The organism is Streptomyces sp. NPDC003635, from assembly GCF_053587635.1.
On sequence record NZ_JBSFOK010000003.1, the window covers coordinates 170,453 to 188,890 of the forward strand.

Genomic DNA, 18,438 nt, shown 5'->3' on the forward strand with positions numbered 1-18,438 from the left:
TACCCGCCCGGCAGGGCGGGGACACCGCAAGGCCGAGGGTGGCTCACCGCCAGCGCCCGATCTCGACGTTCTCCAGCACGCCGAGCGCGTCCGGCACGAGCACCGCGGCCGAGTAGTACGCGGTCACCAGGTACTTGATGATCGCCTGCTCGTTGATGCCCATGAACCGCACCGACAGGCTCGGCTCGATCTCGTCGGGGATCCCGGACTGCTGGAGCCCGATGACCCCCTGCTCGGCCTCGCCGGTACGCATGGCGATGATCGAGGTCGTACGGGCGTCGGAGACCGGGATCTTGTTGCACGGGAAGATCGGCACCCCGCGCCAGGTGGGGATCCGATTTCCGGCCATCTCGATGGTCTCGGGGACGAGTCCGCGCTTGTTGAGCTCACGCCCGAACGCGGCGATCGCGCGCGGATGGGCCAGGAACAGCTTGGTGCCGCGGCGCCTGCTGAGCAGTTCGTCCATGTCGTCCGGCCCGGGCACTCCGTCGTGCGGCTGGATCCGCTGGTCGTACTCGCAGTTGTTGAGCAGCCCGAACTCGCGGTTGTTGACCAGCTCGTGCTCCTGGCGCTCCTTGAGCGCCTCGACCGTCAGCCGCAACTGCTGCTCGGTCTGGTTCATCGGCTGGTTGTAGAGGTCGGCCACGCGCGAGTGGATCCGCAACACGGTCTGGGCGATGCTCAGTTCGTACTCACGGGGGCGCGCCTCGTAGTCGACGAAGGTGTGCGGGATGTCCGCCTCGCCGCTGTGGCCGGCCGCGAGGTCGATCTCCTTCTCGCCGTACTTGTTGGCGCGCTGGGCGGGGATCGCGCGCTGCTCCTGAAGGTGCTCGCGCAGCGAGTCGGCCCGCTCCGCGACCTGTTCGACGTCCTGGCGGGCCAGGACGAGCACCGTGCAGGCGGTGACCGTGCGGACGGTGTACTCCCAGATGGCGTCCTCCGCGAGCAGCGCCTGCTCGCCGAGGTAGGCGCCGTCGGCGGCCACACCCAGGGACTCGTCGTCGCCGTAAGGGCCGGTGCCGACCTTCTCCACGCGGCCGTGCGCCAGCAGATAGACCTCGTCGGCGGGGCTGCCGAACGAGGCGAGCACCTCACCGGCGGCGAGCTCGCGCTGCTCACAGCGCCGGGCGAGCTCGGCGAGCACGTCCTGGTCCTCGTACGTACGCAGCGTGGGCAGTTCGCCCAGCTCCGCGGGGATGACCTCGACTCGGTCACCGGTCTTGACGAAGGTGATACGGCCGTCCCCGACGGCGTAGCTCAGGCGGCGGTTCACTCGGTATGTGCCACCCTGCACGTTCACCCACGGCAGCATGCGCAGCAGCCAGCGCGAGCTGATCTCCTGCATCTGGGGTGCGGACTTGGTCGTGGTGGCCAGGTTCCGCGCGGCGGCAGTACCGAGGCTCTGCTGCGGCCTGCTCTCGTCAGTGCGGATCTCTTCGCCTACCGACATAAGGAATTGCCCTCCCGGTCATGCACCGGCACCGCTTGTTGCGCCGGGCATCGATTCGCACGACCAAGCCTTCCTCACGGAGTGTGCCGGTGCTATTACACGAACGAGCGGGAATGGATCACGAAGGGTCTGGGCACATGGGCGCCCCGGACCGCGACGCCCATTCCGCTTGTTGTCCGAAACCGCTCGCACACTGTACGAACGGTTGGTCCACGATCGTCCCTTTTCGATAGAAGCTGCGACTACGAGGCGGCCGCGGTCGGCGGCCGACGCACAGCACGAAGGAGGCGGTCATGGCCTCACCCATGCCCGCGGCGAGATTCCTGGAGCGGCTGCGGGACGAAGGCGTCACGGTCGTCGAGGTCGGCGACTGGGAGAACCACAACCGCGATCACAAAGGGCCCTGGGGCCCGGTCCACGGCGTGATGATCCATCACACCGTGACCAAAGGCAGTCGGCTGACCGTGAAACTCTGCCGCGACGGCCACGCGGACCTTCCGGGCCCCCTGTGCCACGGCGTCATCACGAAGGACGGCACCGTCCATCTGGTCGGCTACGGCCGCGCCAACCACGCGGGCAAGGGCGACGACGACGTCCTGCGCGCGGTGATCGACGACGGCCCCCTCCCCGCCGACAACGAGGCCAACACGGACGGCAACCGCCACTTCTACGGCTTCGAGTGCGAGAACCTGGGCGACGGCCTGGACCCCTGGCCGGAGGTTCAGCTGGAGGCGATCGAGCGCGTCTCGGCGGCCATCTGCCGCCACCACGGCTGGACCGAGCGCTCGGTCATCGGCCACCTGGAATGGCAGCCGGGCAAGGTGGACCCCAAGGGCTTCACGATGGCCTCGATGAGGGACCGGATCGCGGGCCGTCTGAACTGATCCGACCAGCGGCGACAGCCACCCGGGGCCGGGCGACAATGGTGCGGTGACCAGCCTCGACGCCCTCCAGCCCCGGCTTCCCTCGCCGCTCCGGGAGTTCGTCGACGACCGTTTCGCCCGCTCCGGTGTCCGGCTGCTGCTCAAGCGGGACGATCTGATCCACCCGGAGCTCATCGGCAACAAGTGGCGAAAACTCGCCCCGAACCTCACCGCGGCGGCCGGCCGGAGCGTCCTCACCTTCGGCGGCGCCTACTCCAACCATCTGCGCGCCACGGCCGCCGCGGGCCGCCTCCTCGGCCTGGAGACCGTCGGTGTGGTCCGCGGTCAGGAACTGGCCGACCGCCCCCTCAACCCCTCCCTCGCGCGGTGCACGGCCGACGGCATGCGCCTGCACTTCGTCGACAGGTCGACGTACCGCCGCAAGTCCGAACCCGACATTCTGGCGGCCGTTCTCCGCGCGGCCGGCGCCGAGGGCGCGCATGTCGTCCCGGAGGGCGGCAGCAACGCCCTCGCCGTGCGCGGCTGCCAGGACCTCGGCCGGGAGCTGCGCGGCCAGGCCGACGTGGTCGCCCTGCCCTGCGGCACCGGCGGCACCCTCGCGGGCCTCGCCGCCGGACTGGCCCCGGGCCAGCGGGCCCTCGGCATCCCCGTGCTGAAGGGCGGGTTCCTGGCGGCCGAGATACAGGCGCTGCAACGCCGGGCCTTCGGCGGCCCCCGCGGCACCTGGACCCTGGACGACCGCTTCCACTTCGGCGGCTACGCCCGCACCACCCCCGAACTGGAAGCCTGCGCCGAGGACTTCGAGGAGCGGCACGGCGTACCCGTCGAGCGTCTGTATGTCGCCAAGTTGCTGTACGGACTTGTCGCCCTCGCGGACGAGGGAGCCTTCCCGCGCGGGACGACGATCGCGGCCGTCGTCACCGGCCGCCCCTTCCCGTAGGGGCGGCCGACGTCGCTCACGCCGCCTCCCGGAACGCGGCCGCCTCCTCCAGGTCCAGACGGCGCAGCAGGGTGCGGAGCATCTCGTCGTCGATGTAGCGGCCGTCCCGGAGCTTGACGAACACCTCGCGCTCGGCGCTGATCATTTCCCGGGACAGCCGTCGGTAGGTGTCGTCCACCGTCTCCCCGGTGACCGGGTTGACCTGGCCGAGGCGTTCCCAGACGGCGTTGCGGCGGCGCTCCAGGACCGTGCGGAGGCGGTCCGCGAGCGGCGGCGGCAGGGCGTTGCGCTCGTCGGACAGGAGCTCGTCGAGGCGCCGTTCGGCGGCCCGGGAGGCCTGCGCCTGCGCATTGGCCTCGGCGAGGGTCTCGGCCTGCACGTCGCGTCCCGGCAGCTTCAGCAGGCGGATCAGCGGCGGCAGTGTCACGCCCTGGATGACGAGGGTGCCGATGACCGTGGTGAAGGTCAGGAAGAGGATCAGATTGCGCTCGGGGAACTCCTCGCCGCCGTGCACGGTGAGCGGGATGGAGAAGGCGATGGCCAGGGAGACCACCCCGCGCATCCCGGCCCACGAGATGATGAACGGCCCCTTCCAGGTCGGGTTCGGCTCCCGTTCCCTGATCCGCGCCGACATCAGGCGCGGCAGGAACGTCGCCGGATAGACCCACACGAACCGCGAGACGACGACCACCAGGAACACGACGATCGCATACCAGGCGGCCCGGCCTCCCTCGTACTGCCCGAGGCCCTTGAGGACAACCGGCAGCTGGAGTCCGATGAGCGCGAAGACCGCCGACTCCAGGACGAAGGCGACCATCTTCCACACGGCCTCCTCCTGGAGGCGGGTCGCGAAGTCGACCTCCCACGCGCGGTGCCCCAGCCAGAGTGCGACGACCACGACCGCGAGCACCCCGGAGGCGTGCACCTGTTCGGCGACCGCGTAGGCGACGAACGGGATGAGCAGCGACAGCGTGTTCTGCAGCAGCGCTTCCTTGAGATGGGTGCGCAGCCAGTGGATCGGCACCATCAGCAGCACTCCGATGCCGATGCCGCCGAAGGCGGCGAGCAGGAACTCGCCGATCCCGCCGGCCCAGGTGGCGCCCTCGCCGACCGCGGCCGCGAGCGCCACCCGGTAGGCGGTGATCGCGGTCGCGTCGTTCACCAGGGACTCGCCCTGGAGGATCGTCGTGATCCTCGACGGCAGCCCCACGCGGCGGGCGACGGCCGTGGCGGCGACCGCGTCGGGCGGCGCCACCACCGCACCCAGAACCAGCGCCGCCGTCAGCGGCAGTCCCGGCACGATCATGTACGCGGCCCAGCCCACCACGAAGGTCGCGAAGAGCACGTACCCGACCGACAGCAGCGCGACGGGCCGCAGTTGCGCGCGCAGGTCGAGATAGGAGCTGTCGGTGGCGGCCGTGTGCAGCAGCGGCGGCAGGATGAGCGGCAGCACGATGTGCGGGTCGAGCGTGTAGTCGGGCACGCCGGGCGCGTACGACACGGCGAGGCCCGCCGCGACCAGCAGCAGGGGCGCGGGCACCGGGGTGCGTCTCGCGGCCGCGGCGACCGCGGCGCTGCCCGCCACCAACAACAGCAGCGGCATCACGTCCATGGATCTCGCCCGCCCTCACTCATCACTGCTCGCCCACCCTTGCTTTTCCGCGCGGCCTTCCGCGCGGCCGTCGTAACCTGGCAATCATGAAACAGTGCACGCATGCCGACGTGCTGCCCCACCCGGAGCCCGACCCGCTGAGCGAGACGTGTCTGGAGTGCCTGGCGGACGGCAGCCATCCGGTACAGCTTCGGCTGTGCCTCATCTGTGGTCACGTCGGCTGCTGCGACTCCTCGCCGGGACGGCACGCGACAGCACATCACAAGGATTCCGGGCATCCGGTGATGCGGACCTTCGAGCCCGGCGAGAGCTGGCGGTGGTGCTTCGTGGATCACGTCCTGGTGTGACCGGCGCCACTGCGGATCCGGACGGTTCGACCGTCTGACGCGTGGGTACGTCAACCCGGCGCGCGCTCTTCCCATTTGGGCCCGCCGAACCCCTAGCCACGGAGCGTATCCGAAGGTTTACTATGAGTGACAGCAGGGGGTTGGGGTCCCGGGGACAGGACAGTTCGGAGCGCGATAGCGTCACCGCTGAACCACTCATCGCGTTACCCCGGGGGGCGACCCTCGGCCCCGTAAAGCTTGTACCACCTTGGAGGTGAGGGTGTCCCAGATCGCAGGCGAGCCCGCGACCCAGGACTTCGTGGAAGTCCGGCTGCCGGCCGCGGGTGCCTACCTGTCGGTGCTGCGTACGGCCACTGCCGGACTCGCGGCCCGTTTGGACTTCACCCTCGACGAGATCGAGGACCTGCGCATCGCGGTGGACGAGGCCTGCGCGATCCTGCTTCAGCAGGCCGTGCCCGGCTCGGTGCTCAGCTGCGTCTTCCGGCTCGTCGACGACTCGCTGGAGGTCACCGTCTCCGCGCCGACCACGGACGGTCACGCACCGTCACGGGACACCTTCGCCTGGACCGTGCTGTCCGCCCTCGCGGGCAAGGTCTCCTCCGCCGTGGACGAGGACAAAACCGTTTCGATCAGCCTCTACAAACAGCGCGGCGCGGGACCCGGGCCGGCGTGAGGAACGGGGACGGGCCGGTGCGGGACGAAGAGCGCGGCACACGGGAGCTGCCGGCCGAGAACGCCGACGAGGCAGTCGCTCCGGGCGGTTCCCGACACTTGGCGGACGGCGTCGACGGGATTCCCGAGCAGGCCAGGCCGCACCCTGAGGACGACGCGGCCTCGGCGCGGGCGGGTCTCCCGGACAGCGCCGCGCAGGGCTCGCCTCGACAGAGGCGGATCGGGGGCACCCCCGGCCGGGCTGAGACAAGGGCTCGACAGAGGGCGACGGGCGGGACGATGAGCGAGCACGAGCGAGACGACGATCAGGCCGTGCCGGCCACGCAGCACGAGGGGCAGCACCGCGAGCCGCAGGACCGCAGCGGCGCGCGCGCCATGTTCGTCGAGTTGCGCAAGCTGAAGGACGGCAGCCCGGAGTACGCGGAGCTGCGCAACCAGCTGGTCCGGATGCACCTGCCGCTCGTCGAGCACCTCGCCCGCCGCTTCCGCAACCGCGGCGAGCCGCTGGACGACCTCACCCAGGTCGCCACCATCGGCCTGATCAAGTCGGTCGACCGGTTCGACCCGGAGCGCGGGGTGGAGTTCTCCACGTACGCGACCCCGACGGTCGTGGGCGAGATCAAGCGGCACTTCCGGGACAAGGGCTGGGCGGTGCGCGTGCCGCGCCGGCTGCAGGAGCTGCGCCTGGCGCTGACCACGGCCACGGCGGAGCTGTCCCAGCTGCACGGCCGCTCCCCCACGGTCCATGAGCTCGCCGAGAAGCTGGCCATCTCGGAGGAGGAGGTCCTGGAGGGCCTGGAGTCCGCCAACGCGTACTCCACGCTGTCGCTGGACGTGCCCGACACCGACGACGAGTCGCCGGCCGTGGCGGACACCCTGGGCGCGGAGGACGAGGCGCTGGAGGGCGTCGAGTACCGCGAGTCGCTCAAGCCGCTGCTGGAGGATCTTCCGCCGCGCGAGAAGCGCATCCTGCTGCTGCGGTTCTTCGGCAACATGACCCAGTCGCAGATCGCGCAGGAGGTCGGCATCTCCCAGATGCACGTGTCGCGCCTGCTGGCGCGCACCCTGGCCCAGCTGCGGGAGAAGCTGCTCGTCGAGGAGTGAGTCCGCCGCCGGACGCTACTTCTGGTCCTGCACGCTGCCGGGCCCCCGGATCCCGAGGGCCCGGGTGGTCTCGGCGTTCACCAGCAGCACCAGCGCGGCGACGGCCACCACCGCGAGGGCGATCCCGGCCGGGATGGCCATGCTGTCGGCCTGGAGCAGGTTGTAGGCCACCGGCAGCGCCATGATCTGGGTGATCACGGCCGGACCGCGGGACCAGCTGCGCCGGGCGAGCAGTCCGCGGGCGGCGAGCAGCGGCAGCAGCGCGAGCACCACCAGCGTCACTCCACCGGTGACGGCCTGCTGCCGGTCGTCCGGGTCGCCGGTGAGCCCCAGGACGAGGATCCAGACCCCGCCGACCAGCAGGGCGAGCCCCTCCAGCGCGGCCAGCCCGGCCGCGTAGGTCAGCCGCCGCGGGCGGGGTCCGGTCTCCGGGGCGGGGTTCTGCTCAGCGCTCACCCCTGAAGAGTAGCCCTCGCCCGGCAGGCGCCCACGGGCACCCGGGGCGCGGCCGGGGCACTCGTGGCGAGGTTCACGCACCGATTCTCATACTGGATCCCTGTTCGATGTGGGCCCAGTACCCCCCAGTAGGTACTCTGCAGTCCATGCGTGCACTTCTCGTGGTCAATCCGGCGGCAACCACCACAAGCGCACGTACGCGCGATGTCCTGATCCACGCGCTGGCCAGTGAGATGAAGCTGGAGGCGGTCACCACCGAGTACCGCGGCCACGCGCGCGACCTCGGCCGGCAGGCGGCGGACAGCGAGGACATCGACCTGGTGGTGGCGCTCGGCGGCGACGGCACGGTCAACGAGGTGGTCAACGGTCTGCTGCACGCGGGCCCCGACCCCGAGCGGCTGCCGCGCCTCGCGGTGGTCCCCGGCGGCTCCACCAATGTCTTCGCCCGCGCCCTGGGCCTGCCCAACGACGCGGTCGAGGCGACCGGCGCCCTGCTGGACGCGCTGCGCGAGGGCAGTGAGCGGACGGTCGGCATGGGCATAGCCGCCGGTACGCCGGGCACCGAGGACGAGGGGGTGCCGGCGCGATGGTTCACCTTCTGCGCGGGACTCGGCTTCGACGCGGGCGTGGTCGGCCGGGTCGAACAGCAGCGCGAGCGGGGCAAGCGGTCCACCCACGCCCTCTACATGCGTCAGGCCCTGCGCCAGTTCCTCCAGGAGCCCAACCGCCGGCACGGCACGATCACCCTGGAGCGGCCGGGCGCCGAACCGGTGACCGATTTGGTGCTTTCCATAGTCTGCAACACCGCTCCGTGGACGTATCTGGGCAATCGCCCGGTGTACGCGGCACCTAAGGCCTCGTTCGATACGGGGCTCGACGTACTCGGTCTCAGCCGTATGTCCACCGTGTCGGTTGCCCGGTATGCGACCCAGTTGCTCACTTCGTCCCCCGAGCGGGGCCCCCATGGCAAGCACGCCGCCTCACTGCACGACCTTGACCAGTTCACCTTGCATTCGAAGGCCCCGCTGCCCCTCCAGATGGACGGTGACCACCTGGGGCTGCGTACGAGCGTGACGTTCACAGGCGTACGCCGTGCACTGCGTGTGATTGTGTGAGCAGAACGGGCCAAAGTCCTTTCACTCGAACGTTTAGACCAGGATCCACCCCATGGAAGTACGGCTGTGACCTAGTCGACACCGAGGAATCAAAAAAAACTTTCCGGAAGGGGTTGTATCCGCCGCTGAGGTTTGCGAGTCTCTACGTGGCGATCGGGACAGCCCGCAACACCGGCTCCACAGATCACCGGAACCCCTCTTCAAAACCCAGGACCACGCCAGGGAAACCTGACGGTCGGCCCTTCACTTGTTGAGGGATTCGTGAAAGCGTTCACATTCACAAGCAACCTGCATGTCATACAAGGAGAGGTAGCAGCCATGGACTGGCGTCACAACGCCGTTTGCCGCGAGGAAGACCCCGAGCTCTTCTTCCCCATCGGCAACACCGGTCCTGCGCTGCTGCAGATCGAGGAAGCCAAGGCCGTCTGCCGTCGCTGCCCGGTTATGGAGCAGTGTCTGCAGTGGGCGCTCGAGTCCGGTCAGGACTCCGGCGTCTGGGGTGGTCTCAGCGAGGACGAGCGTCGCGCGATGAAGCGCCGTGCCGCCCGCAACCGGGCCCGTCAGGCCTCCGCCTGACACACCCACCCCGCTTGAGCTTGGCGGCGCGTACAGCGAGTACGCATCTCCCGCCCCCGAGCCGCAGCGCGCAGTACCCCCGATGCGCATAGCACGAGCTTTCAGCCCCGGACCTTCCTGGTCCGGGGCTCATTGCTTTGCTTCTGCGCCTCACTTCTGCGCCCGCACCGGAATGTCGAGGACGACCTGCGTCCCGCGCTCCGGCGCCGGGACCATGTCGAACGTACCGCCCAACTCCCCTTCCACCAGGGTCCGTACGATCTGCAGACCCAGATTTCCGGCGGTGTGCGGGTCGAATCCCTCGGGCAGTCCTACGCCGTCGTCCTGGACGGTGACCAGGAGTCGGGCCTCCTTGGTGGTGCCGCCGCGAACCGCGGAGACCTCGACCGTGCCGGTCTCGCCCTGCCGGAAGCCGTGCTCCAGGGCGTTCTGGAGCACCTCGGTCAGCACCATCGAGAGCGGGGTGGCGACCTCGGCGTCGAGGATGCCGAAGCGGCCGGTGCGTCGGCCGGTGACCTTGCCGGGTGAGATCTCGGCGACCATGGCCAGCACCCGGTCGGCGATCTCGTCGAACTCCACGCGCTCGTCGAGGTTCTGGGAGAGCGTCTCGTGCACGATCGCGATCGAGCCGACCCGGCGCACCGCCTCCTCCAGGGCCTCCCGGCCGCGGTCGGACTCGATGCGCCGGGCCTGGAGGCGCAGCAGGGCGGCGACCGTCTGGAGGTTGTTCTTCACCCGGTGGTGGATCTCCCGGATGGTGGCGTCCTTGGTGATCAACTCGCGTTCGCGGCGGCGCAGTTCGGTGACGTCCCGGAGCAGGACGAGCGAACCGATGCGAGTGCCCTTGGGTTTGAGCGGGATCGCCCGGAACTGGATGACCCCGTCGTCGGACTCGATCTCGAACTCCCGGGGCGCCCAGCCGCTGGCCACCTTGGCGAGCGCCTCGTCCACCGGCCCGTGGGTCGGGGCGAGTTCGGCGGTGGTCTTGCCCAGGTGGTGGCCGACGAGGTCGGCGGCGAGGCCGAGCCGGTGGTAGGCGGACAGGGCGTTCGGCGAGGCGTACTGGACGGTGCCGTCCGCGTCGAGGCGGATCAGTCCGTCGCCGACGCGGGGCGAGGCGTCCATGTCGACCTGCTGGTTCGCGAACGGGAAGGAGCCGGCCGCGATCATCTGCGCGAGGTCCGAGGCGCTTTGCAGATACGTCAGTTCGAGCCGGCTCGGGGTGCGCACGGTCAGCAGGTTGGTGTTGCGCGCGATGACTCCGAGGACGCGCCCGTCCCGTCGTACCGGAATCGACTCGACCCGGACCGGGACCTCCTCGCGCCACTCCGGGTCGCCCTCGCGCACGATGCGGCCCTCGTCGAGCGCCGCGTCCAGCATGGGGCGGCGGCCGCGCGGGACAAGGTGGCCGACCATGTCGTCCTGGTAGGAGGTGGGGCCGGTGTTGGGGCGCATCTGGGCCACCGACACATAGCGGGTGCCGTCACGGGTGGGGACCCACAGAACGAGGTCGGCGAAGGAGAGGTCGGAGAGCAGCTGCCACTCCGAGACCAGCAGATGGAGCCACTCGAGGTCGGACTCGTCGAGGGCGGTGTGCTGGTGGACCAGCTCGTTCATGGAGGGCACGAGTGTGAGCGTACCTGGGGGTATGTGGGTGACCTAAATACACCCGCGGTGGCCGGAAACACCCGCGGGCCGCGGCGCCTGAGAGGGACCCTCAACCCTCCCGGCACCGCAGCCCGGAGCAATATCGGCCGTGGGGTGTGCGGTCCCGGTCGGCCGAAGGATGAGGAGCCGGGGCAGTCAGGGCAGAGAGCCTCGGTTCCTCGGTCCGCCCTCCTGTGCGGGGAAGGCGGAAGTCTGGCGTCCTCGTATCACATGGTCTCGCACCACCATTGTGGACTAGACCACTCGGTGTGTCCATGTGTTGAGAGGTGTTCATTCAGCACGCAGCCTAACCCGGGTGGGTTCCCGCGCGGGGCCAGATGGACAGGGCAATTTCGGCGAGCGCCGCCAGTTCCGCGCGGCTCGCGCCGTCGCGCGCCTGTTGCGACATGCCGTGGACGATGGCGCCGGTGTGCCGGGCGAGTGCGCGGGCGTCGGTGTCGGCCGGGAGCTCACCTGCGGCGATGCCCGCGCGGATCCGGCTCTCGACGGCGGCGATGGTGGCGTTGCGCCGGTCCCGCAGCGCCTCCCCCACTTCGGGACTGGTGCAGTTGGTGGCCGCGTGGGCGTAGAGGCAGCCGGGCGGGCGGCCGGGGGTGGTGTACCGGACGGCGGCCTCGCGCAGGATGCGCTCCACGGCGGACCGCGCGGTGGGCTCCTCGGCCAGGGCGCGCTCACCGAAGGCCGCGTAGCGCTTGCCGTACGCGTCCACGGCCTCGTCGAACAGGGCCCGCTTGTCACCGAAGGCCGCGTACAGGCTCGGGGCGCCGATGCCCATGATCCGGGTGAGGTCGGAGACGGACGTGGCCTCGTAGCCGTGCTCCCAGAAGGCCATGATCGCCTTCTCCAGCGCGGTCTCCCGGTCGAAGGAGCGGGGGCGGCCACGGCGTGCGGTGGTGGGGGGCGGCCCTGCCGGCCGCGGGTCCTCGGTGCTCACCATGGAGTGCATTTTATAGCGGGCACTAGAGAAACTTCCCGGCGTTGTTGTACGTTCTTTCTGTAACGCTCGATAAACAAATGCGGGGGTGTGGCATGGGTGTGCTCACGGGCAGGACGGCACTGGTCACGGGGGCGAGCAGGGGGATCGGACGGGCGGTGGCCGAGCGGCTGGCGCGGGACGGGGCGCGGGTCGCCGTGCACTACGGCAGCAGCGAGGCGGCGGCGAAGGAGACGGTCGCGGGGATCGAGGCGGCGGGCGGGAGCGCCTTCGCCCTCCGGGCGGAGCTGGGGGTGCCGGGGGACGCGCGGACCCTTTGGGAGGCCTTCGACCGGCAGGCGGACGGGGTGGACATCCTGGTCAACAACGCGGGCGCGGCCACCTTCGCGACCATCGGCGAGACGGACGAGGAGCTCTACGACCGGGCGCACGCGCTCAACGCCAAGGCACCGTTCTTCATCGTCCGGCAGGGTCTGCGCCGCCTGCGCGACGACGGCCGGATCATCAACGTCACGGCGGCCACGGACGCCGGGATACCCGGCATCGCGGCCACGCACATGGCCAAGGGCGCGGTCACCGCCCTGACCCGTTCCCTCGCGGTCGAGCTGGCGCCGCGCGGGATCACCGCCAACTCCGTCGCGCCCGGGTTCATCGACACCGATCTCACCAGCGCGGTCCTGGCGGATCCGGGGATAAGGGCGCACGCCGAGGCACTCTCGGTGTTCGGCCGGGTGGGGACGGGCGGCCGAGGTCGCCGACGTGGTGGCCTTCCTCGCCTCCCCCGACTCCCGCTGGGTGACCGGGCAGCACGTGGACGCGACGGGAGGCTCGCTGCTGAGCCTTCAGTAGATCCGCGTCCGGCGCGGGTCTCGGGCATGGGTCCCGGACCGGCTTCGGCGCGGGCTCCGGCTACGGTCCCGGCCTCCGGGTTCACCTGGGAGCGAGAGCCCTCCTCTGTTAGATTGGTCTAAACCACATAGCCCTCTCGGGAACCGGTTGAGTCCCCTCTTCAGATCGGCAGGCCCAGCGTGGAAGTTGTCATCGTTCCGGACGCCCAGGCGGGCGGCGAGCTCATCGCCGAGGCCATGGCACAGCTCCTGCGGCGCAGGCCCGACGCCGTGCTCGGCGTGGCCACCGGCTCGACCCCGCTGCCCATCTACGAGGCGCTGGCCGCCAAGGTGCGCTCCGGTGCCGTGGACGCCTCACGGGCGCGGATCGCCCAGCTCGACGAGTACGTGGGGCTGCCGGCCGAGCACCCCGAGTCGTACCGCTCGGTGCTGCGGCGCGAGGTGCTGGAGCCGCTCGGGATCGGCATGGACGCGTTCATGGGGCCGGACGGCACGGCCGAGGACGTCCAGGCGGCGTGCGCGGCGTACGACGCGGCGCTGGCGCGGGCCGGGGGCGTGGACCTGCAGCTGCTCGGGATCGGCACGGACGGGCACATCGGGTTCAACGAGCCCTGTTCCTCGCTCGCGTCCCGTACGCGGATCAAGACGTTGACCGAGCAGACCCGGGTGGACAACGCGCGCTTCTTCGACGGGGACATCGCGCAGGTGCCGCACCATGTGATCACTCAGGGGATCGGCACGATCCTGGAGGCCCGGCACCTGGTGCTCCTCGCCACCGGCGAGGGGAAGGCCGACGCGGTCGCGGCGACCGTCGAGGGGCCGGTCGCGGCGGTGTGTCCGGCGTCGGCGTTGCAGTTGCATCCGCATGCGACGGTCGTCGTGGACGAGGCCGCGGCTTCCAAGCTGAAGCTCGCGGACTACTTCCGGCACACCTACGCCAACAAGCCCGCCTGGCAGGGGATCTAGCGGCGAACCGCACGAAGGCGCCGGTCCCCCGCCTGGGACCGGCGCCTTCGTCGTCGTACCTCCTACTTCCCGGCGATGACTTCCGCCGCCGCCCTGCCGCAGACCCTTGCCGCTCCGTGGGTCGCTATGTGGAGGGCGCCTCGGGGGGCGGACTGCGGGACGCCCATCTCGACCACGATCGTGTCGGGGCGTGCCGACAGGAGGGTGTCCAGGGTCTTCGCCATCCACTCGTGGCGGTGCTCGTCGCGGACCACCACCACGATGCGGCGGGTGCCTGCCGCGTCCAGGACGGCCCGGGCCGCGGAGTCGTCGGTGCAGGTGGCCGTTTCCGTGCCGGGGAGCAGTTCCGTCAGTTCGGCCGCCAGGCCCCAGGGGGTCTCGTCGCCCACCGCGATGTTCGCGACCGGGGTGAGGGCGGCGACGTAAGGGGGCTCGGTCAGCGGGGTGTGGGCCTCGGTCGACGTCACCCGCAGAGCTCGGCGCGCGGCCACCAGGCCGATGTCCGAGGGGGCCGTGTCCCGCGCCGGAGTCGCGCTCACCGTCCAGCGGGCCAGGGCGCGGACGCGTTCCGCGGCGTCCGCGAGGCGCTCCTCGGCGAGTTCGCCGGTGCGGACCGCGGTGATCAGGGCGTCGCGCAGGCGCCGTACCGTCTGCTCGTCGTTCAGACCGCCGCCCACGCAGATCGCGTCCGCGCCCGCCGCGAGGGCCAGGACGCTGCCGCGTTCGATGCCGTAGGTGGCGGCGATGGCCTGCATCTCCATGCCGTCGGTGACGATGAGGCCGTCGTAGCCGAGTTCGCCGCGCAGCAGGTCGCCGAGGATCGGGCGGGAGAGCGTGGCCGGGCGGGTGGCGTCCAGGGCCGGGACCAGGATGTGCGCCGTCATGATCGCGCGGGTGCCGGCGGCGATCGCCGCGCGGAACGGGGTCAGTTCACGCTCGGCGAGCACCTCGCGGCCCACCTCGATCCGCGGCATCGCCTCGTGCGAGTCGATCGCGGTGTCGCCGTGGCCGGGGAAGTGCTTGGTACAGGCGGCCACGCCCGCGGCCTGCAGGCCGGTGACGTAGGCGGCCGTGTGCCGGGCGGCCAGCGCGGTGTCGGCGCCGAAGGAGCGGACACCGATGACCGGGTTGGCGGGGTTGGAGTTCACGTCGGCCGACGGGGCCCAGTTGAAGTTGACCCCGCAGGCGGCGAGCCGGCGGCCGAGTTCCCGGGCGACCTCGCGGGTGAGGTCGACGTCGTCGACGGCACCGAGGGCGTGGTTGCCCGGGAAGGAGGAGCCGGTGCGCACCTCCATGCGCGTGACGTCGCCGCCCTCCTCGTCGATCGCGACGAGGACGTCCTCGCGCTCGGCGCGCAACTGCGCGGTGAGCGCGGCGACCTGCTCGGGGCCGGCGATGTTGCGGCCGAACAGGCCGACGGAGGCGAGGCCCTCGCCGATCCGGCGCAGCAGCCAGTCGGGGGCGGTGGTGCCGGGAAAGCCGGGCTGGAGGACGGTCAGCGCGTTCCGCGTCAGGGTGTCGCTGGCGAATGTCGTCATCGGTGAGCGTTATCCCTTCACGGCACCGTCGGTCAGACCGCTGACGGCCCGGCGCTGGAGGAAGACGAAGAGGATGAGGATGGGGACGGCGAAGAGGGAGGAGGCCGCCATGGTGGCGCCCCAGTCGTCGCCGAAGACCGTGCGGAAGCTGGTCAGCCACAGCGGCAGGGTCTGTGCCTCGGCCTCCTTGTTCAGGACCAGGACGAGCGCGAACTCGTTCCAGGCGGTGATGAAGCCGAACAGCGAGGTGGCCATCAGACCGGGCGCGAGCAGCGGCAGGATGACCCGGCGGAAGGCCTGTGCGCGGGTGCAGCCGTCGACCATGGCCGCCTCCTCCAGCTCGGCCGGTACGGCGGCGACGAAGCCGCGCAGGGTGAGGATGGTGAAGGGGAGGATCATCATCGTGTAGAAGGCCGTCAGCGGGACGAGGCTGTTCAGCATGTCGGCGTCCCGGACGATCATGTACATCGCGATGATCATGACCTCCCAGGGCGCCATCTGGGCCAGCATGAAGCCGATGATGAAGCCGCGCCGCCCCTTGAACTTCATCCGCGCCAGGGCGAAGGCGCCGGCGAGCGCGATGGTCAGGGAGAAGACGACCGCGCACACCGTCACGGTCAGCGAGTTGGCGACCAGGGTCCAGAAGTTGTCGACGCCGGTCGCCGTCTTGAAGTGCTCGAAGGTGATGTCGGTCGGGAACCACACGGGGTTCTCCGAGATGATGTCGCCGGTCGGCTTGAAGGCCGTGGCGAACATCCAGTACACGGGGAAGACGAAGCCGATGAACAGGATGACGGCCGTGGCGTTGGGCCAGATGCGGCCGAAGAGCGAGCGCTTCACAGCCCGGCCTCCTCTTCCTTCTCTTGCTTCAGGACGATCCGCAGGTAGTAGGCGGTGAGGCCGAGCAGGATCAGGATGGTCAGCAGGGCGATGGCCGCGCCCATGCCGTAGTGCTGGTTGCCGACGCCCTCGATGTAGGCGTACACGGGCAGGATCTCGGTGAGCCGGTCCGGGCCGCCCTGGTTGAACGTGTAGACCTGCACGAACGCCTTGAAGATCCAGATGATCTCCAGGAACGTGGTCGCGTAGAGGAAGGGCCGCAGGAACGGGAAGGTGACCGTCATGAAGCTCTTCCAGGCGCCGGCGCCGTCCAGCGCGGCGGCCTCGTAGAGCTCGACGGGGATGGTCGTGGTGGCCGCGTAGAGGTTGATCGCCACGAACGGGATCGACATCCACACGATCAGCATGGTGACCACGAAGAACGTGGACATCTGGCCGCTGGTCCAGCTGTAGTCGGCCATCGAGTGCCAGCCGAGCTTGTCCAGCACCCAGTTGACGACGCCGAAGCGCTGGGCGAAGAGCCACTGGTAGACGGTGGTGGCGGCGACCACGGGCATGGCCCAGGCCAGCACCAGGCCGATCAGCAGGGTGAACCGCATCCGTCGGCCGAGGCGGGCGAGGAGCAGGCCGACGAGGGCGCCGATGACCATGGTCAGGGCGACGTTGACCGCCGTGAACAGGATCGAGCGCAGGGTGACGCGCCAGAAGTCCTCGCTGCCGAGGACCTCGGTGTAGTTGTCGACGCCGTTCCACTCGGTGACGTGCTGGATCAGCTGCGCCATGTTGAGGTTCTGGAACGACAGCAGCGCGTCCTTCAGCAGCGGCCAGCCGAGCAGCAGCACGGAGGCCGCGACGGCGGGAAGCAGCAGAAGGTAGGGGGCGAGCGCGCCGAGGCGGGACGCGGCTCTCGGGGCGGGCCCTGCTCCTGAGGGGTCCGACTTGCGGACGTCCGTCGGGCCCGAGGGCGGCCGTTCGGTCTGCACGGTCATGCTCGCGTTCTCTTCCTCCTAGACCTGCCTGAACACGGGCGGGGGGCCGCCGACGCGACCCCCAGCCCGGTGCCTTTACTGCTGCTGCGAAAGGCGCTTGTTGAACTCTTCCTCGACCTGGGCGGCGGCCTCGGCCGGGGACTTTCCGTTCAGCACGGCGGTCATGTAGGTCTTGATCGGGTTGGGCGCGTTCTCGACGGCGGCCCACTCGGCGATCAGCGGGGTCGTGCCACCACCGGCGGCGGCGGGAGCCGCGGCCTCGGCGACGGCGTTGCCCTTGAGGTTGCTCTGCAGCGACTCCTTGTTGGGGATGACGCCGTTCTCCTTGGCGAGCTGGCCCTCGTACTTGTCGCTCAGGGCGATCCGCAGGAACTCCTTGGCCAGCTCCTGCTTCTTGCTGCCCGCGGCGACGGCGAGGTTGGAGCCGCCGAGGAAGACACCCTCGGGCTTGTCGGCCGTGGCACCCGGGATGGTGAAGTAGCCGATCTCCTTCTCGATCTCCGGGTTGGCCTCGATGGCGATGCCGGCTTCCCAGCCCATGCCGATGAAGGCGCCGACCTTGCCCTTGCCGAAGACCTCGCCCTGCTGCGGGGTGGCCTCGTCCTTGTCCTTCGGGGCCTTGGAGAGGGACTGGAACTTCTTGTACGTCTCCATGGCGGCGGCGACCTTGGGGTCGTCGAGGTTGGAGACGTACTTGTCGCCGTCCTTCTTCACCAGCTCGGCGCCCTCGGCGATGGTGAGGCCGACGAAGTGGTACCAGTTCTGGCCGGGCAGGTAGATCGGCTCGGCGTCCGTCTTCTCGCCGATCGTCTTCAGGTCCTCGTAGAACTCGTCCCGGGTCTTGGGGGTGTCCTTGATGCCCGCGTCCGCCCAGATGCTCTTGTTGTAGAGGACGACACGGTTGGCGAAGTACCAGGGCGCCGCGTACTGCTTGCCCTCGAAGACCGAGGAGTTGTTCAGGGACTCGGTCCAGTCGGCGCCGATCTCGGTCTTGAGGTCGGCCAGGTCGGCGAGGCCGCCGGTCTTGGCGTAGGCCGGGGTCTGGGTGTTGCCGATCTCGAAGACGTCCGGCGGGTTCTCCTCCGACAGGGCGGTCGTCAGCTTCTGCTGGATGCCGTTCCACTGCTGGACCTCGAACTTGACCTTCGCCTTGGTCTTCTTCTCGAAGGCGGCGGCCACGTCCTTCTGCCACTGGTCCGGGGAGGAACCGTCCATCACCCAGACGGTGAGGGTCTGGCCCGCGTAACCGTCCGCGCCGGCCTTGCCGCCCTCGTCGCCGTCGTCGCCCCCGCACGCCGCGATGGAGACCATCATTGCCGCGACACCGATCGCGGATATCAGCTTGCGCTTCACGCCACCCTCCTCAGGGATGCCCACACCCCCCTGCCCATGGGCCGGGACCTGGACCAATGGTGTAGACCAGTACCGGGAGCTTGGACCAGACCATGAACCGTGTCAAGGGTGCTCGGAAAGGCTCTGACCAGGTGTTATCCGACGTA

The 18,438-nt window shown here is 70.0% G+C and carries 17 protein-coding genes and 1 pseudogene; 9 read left to right on the plus strand and 9 right to left on the minus strand.

What is annotated here, in order from left to right; genetic code table 11:
- Positions 1–43 precede the first annotated feature (43 nt).
- Positions 44–1,450, minus strand: coding sequence for a family 2B encapsulin nanocompartment shell protein (locus tag ACWDRW_RS04535; protein WP_451719986.1), 1,407 nt, complete (start codon positions 1,448–1,450; stop codon positions 44–46).
- Positions 1,451–1,743: 293 nt separating this feature from the next.
- Between ACWDRW_RS04535 and ACWDRW_RS04540 the strand changes: the two genes are divergently transcribed.
- Both ACWDRW_RS04540 and ACWDRW_RS04545 read left to right on the plus strand, forming a co-directional pair.
- Positions 1,744–2,334: an N-acetylmuramoyl-L-alanine amidase gene (locus tag ACWDRW_RS04540; protein WP_451719989.1), complete on the plus strand. Its 591-nt coding sequence runs from the start codon at positions 1,744–1,746 to the stop codon at positions 2,332–2,334.
- A gap of 46 nt (positions 2,335–2,380) precedes the next feature.
- Positions 2,381–3,274 (plus strand): 1-aminocyclopropane-1-carboxylate deaminase/D-cysteine desulfhydrase, encoded by an 894-nt coding sequence (locus tag ACWDRW_RS04545; RefSeq protein ID WP_451719992.1) that lies wholly within the window; start codon positions 2,381–2,383, stop codon positions 3,272–3,274.
- A 16-nt stretch (positions 3,275–3,290) separates the two neighbouring features.
- Here the strand turns inward: ACWDRW_RS04545 and ACWDRW_RS04550 are convergent, their stop codons facing one another.
- Complete coding sequence (locus tag ACWDRW_RS04550) at positions 3,291–4,886, minus strand: Na+/H+ antiporter (RefSeq protein ID WP_451719994.1); 1,596 nt, start codon at positions 4,884–4,886, stop codon at positions 3,291–3,293.
- Positions 4,887–4,972: 86 nt separating this feature from the next.
- Here ACWDRW_RS04550 and ACWDRW_RS04555 point away from each other — a divergent pair, with 86 nt between their 5' ends.
- The 3 genes from ACWDRW_RS04555 (at position 4,973) to ACWDRW_RS04565 (ending at position 7,009) form a co-directional block, all read left to right on the plus strand.
- Positions 4,973–5,233, plus strand: a complete 261-nt coding sequence (locus ACWDRW_RS04555) for a UBP-type zinc finger domain-containing protein (RefSeq protein ID WP_451719997.1) — start codon at positions 4,973–4,975, stop codon at positions 5,231–5,233.
- A 259-nt stretch (positions 5,234–5,492) separates the two neighbouring features.
- Positions 5,493–5,906: an ATP-binding protein gene (locus tag ACWDRW_RS04560; protein ID WP_004925829.1), complete on the plus strand. Its 414-nt coding sequence runs from the start codon at positions 5,493–5,495 to the stop codon at positions 5,904–5,906.
- Positions 5,907–5,923: 17 nt separating this feature from the next.
- Positions 5,924–7,009, plus strand: a complete 1,086-nt coding sequence (locus tag ACWDRW_RS04565; RefSeq protein WP_451719999.1) for an RNA polymerase sigma factor SigF — start codon at positions 5,924–5,926, stop codon at positions 7,007–7,009.
- A 15-nt stretch (positions 7,010–7,024) separates the two neighbouring features.
- Here the strand turns inward: ACWDRW_RS04565 and ACWDRW_RS04570 are convergent, their stop codons facing one another.
- A complete protein-coding gene (locus ACWDRW_RS04570; RefSeq protein ID WP_451720002.1) occupies positions 7,025–7,465 on the minus strand; it encodes a hypothetical protein in 441 nt (146 codons plus the stop codon).
- Between the two features lie 146 nt (positions 7,466–7,611).
- Here ACWDRW_RS04570 and ACWDRW_RS04575 point away from each other — a divergent pair, with 146 nt between their 5' ends.
- A complete protein-coding gene (locus ACWDRW_RS04575; protein ID WP_451720004.1) occupies positions 7,612–8,580 on the plus strand; it encodes a diacylglycerol/lipid kinase family protein in 969 nt (322 codons plus the stop codon).
- 318 nt (positions 8,581–8,898) lie between these two features.
- Positions 8,899–9,156 (plus strand): WhiB family transcriptional regulator, encoded by a 258-nt coding sequence (locus ACWDRW_RS04580; RefSeq protein WP_016639615.1) that lies wholly within the window; start codon positions 8,899–8,901, stop codon positions 9,154–9,156.
- A 150-nt stretch (positions 9,157–9,306) separates the two neighbouring features.
- Here ACWDRW_RS04580 and ACWDRW_RS04585 read toward each other — a convergent pair whose 3' ends face one another.
- The gene (locus ACWDRW_RS04585) at positions 9,307–10,773 is read right to left on the minus strand and encodes a sensor histidine kinase (RefSeq protein ID WP_451720366.1); all 1,467 of its coding nucleotides are present in this window, start codon (positions 10,771–10,773) and stop codon (positions 9,307–9,309) included.
- Between the two features lie 337 nt (positions 10,774–11,110).
- Entirely contained in the window at positions 11,111–11,761 is a 651-nt protein-coding gene (locus tag ACWDRW_RS04590; protein WP_451720006.1) for a TetR/AcrR family transcriptional regulator, read from the minus strand.
- Between the two features lie 92 nt (positions 11,762–11,853).
- Between ACWDRW_RS04590 and ACWDRW_RS04595 the strand changes: the two are divergent.
- Both ACWDRW_RS04595 and nagB read left to right on the plus strand, forming a co-directional pair.
- Positions 11,854–12,607: pseudogene (locus ACWDRW_RS04595) on the plus strand (SDR family oxidoreductase).
- 179 nt (positions 12,608–12,786) lie between these two features.
- The gene (gene nagB, locus ACWDRW_RS04600) at positions 12,787–13,572 is read left to right on the plus strand and encodes a glucosamine-6-phosphate deaminase (RefSeq protein ID WP_451720009.1); all 786 of its coding nucleotides are present in this window, start codon (positions 12,787–12,789) and stop codon (positions 13,570–13,572) included.
- A gap of 62 nt (positions 13,573–13,634) precedes the next feature.
- Here nagB and ACWDRW_RS04605 read toward each other — a convergent pair whose 3' ends face one another.
- The 4 genes from ACWDRW_RS04605 to ACWDRW_RS04620 all read right to left on the minus strand — a co-directional run bounded on the left by ACWDRW_RS04605 (position 13,635) and on the right by ACWDRW_RS04620 (position 18,292).
- Positions 13,635–15,110, minus strand: coding sequence for a glycoside hydrolase family 3 protein (locus ACWDRW_RS04605; RefSeq protein WP_451720011.1), 1,476 nt, complete (start codon positions 15,108–15,110; stop codon positions 13,635–13,637).
- 9 nt (positions 15,111–15,119) lie between these two features.
- Positions 15,120–15,950 carry a carbohydrate ABC transporter permease gene (locus tag ACWDRW_RS04610; RefSeq protein ID WP_451720013.1) on the minus strand — a complete coding sequence of 277 codons (831 nt, stop codon included), beginning with the start codon at positions 15,948–15,950 and terminating at the stop codon, positions 15,120–15,122.
- Positions 15,947–16,939, minus strand: a complete 993-nt coding sequence (locus ACWDRW_RS04615) for a carbohydrate ABC transporter permease (protein ID WP_451720016.1) — start codon at positions 16,937–16,939, stop codon at positions 15,947–15,949. Before ACWDRW_RS04615 ends, ACWDRW_RS04610 begins: the two co-directional genes overlap by 4 nt.
- A gap of 75 nt (positions 16,940–17,014) precedes the next feature.
- Positions 17,015–18,292 (minus strand): extracellular solute-binding protein, encoded by a 1,278-nt coding sequence (locus ACWDRW_RS04620; RefSeq protein WP_451720019.1) that lies wholly within the window; start codon positions 18,290–18,292, stop codon positions 17,015–17,017.
- Positions 18,293–18,438: the final 146 nt, after the last annotated feature.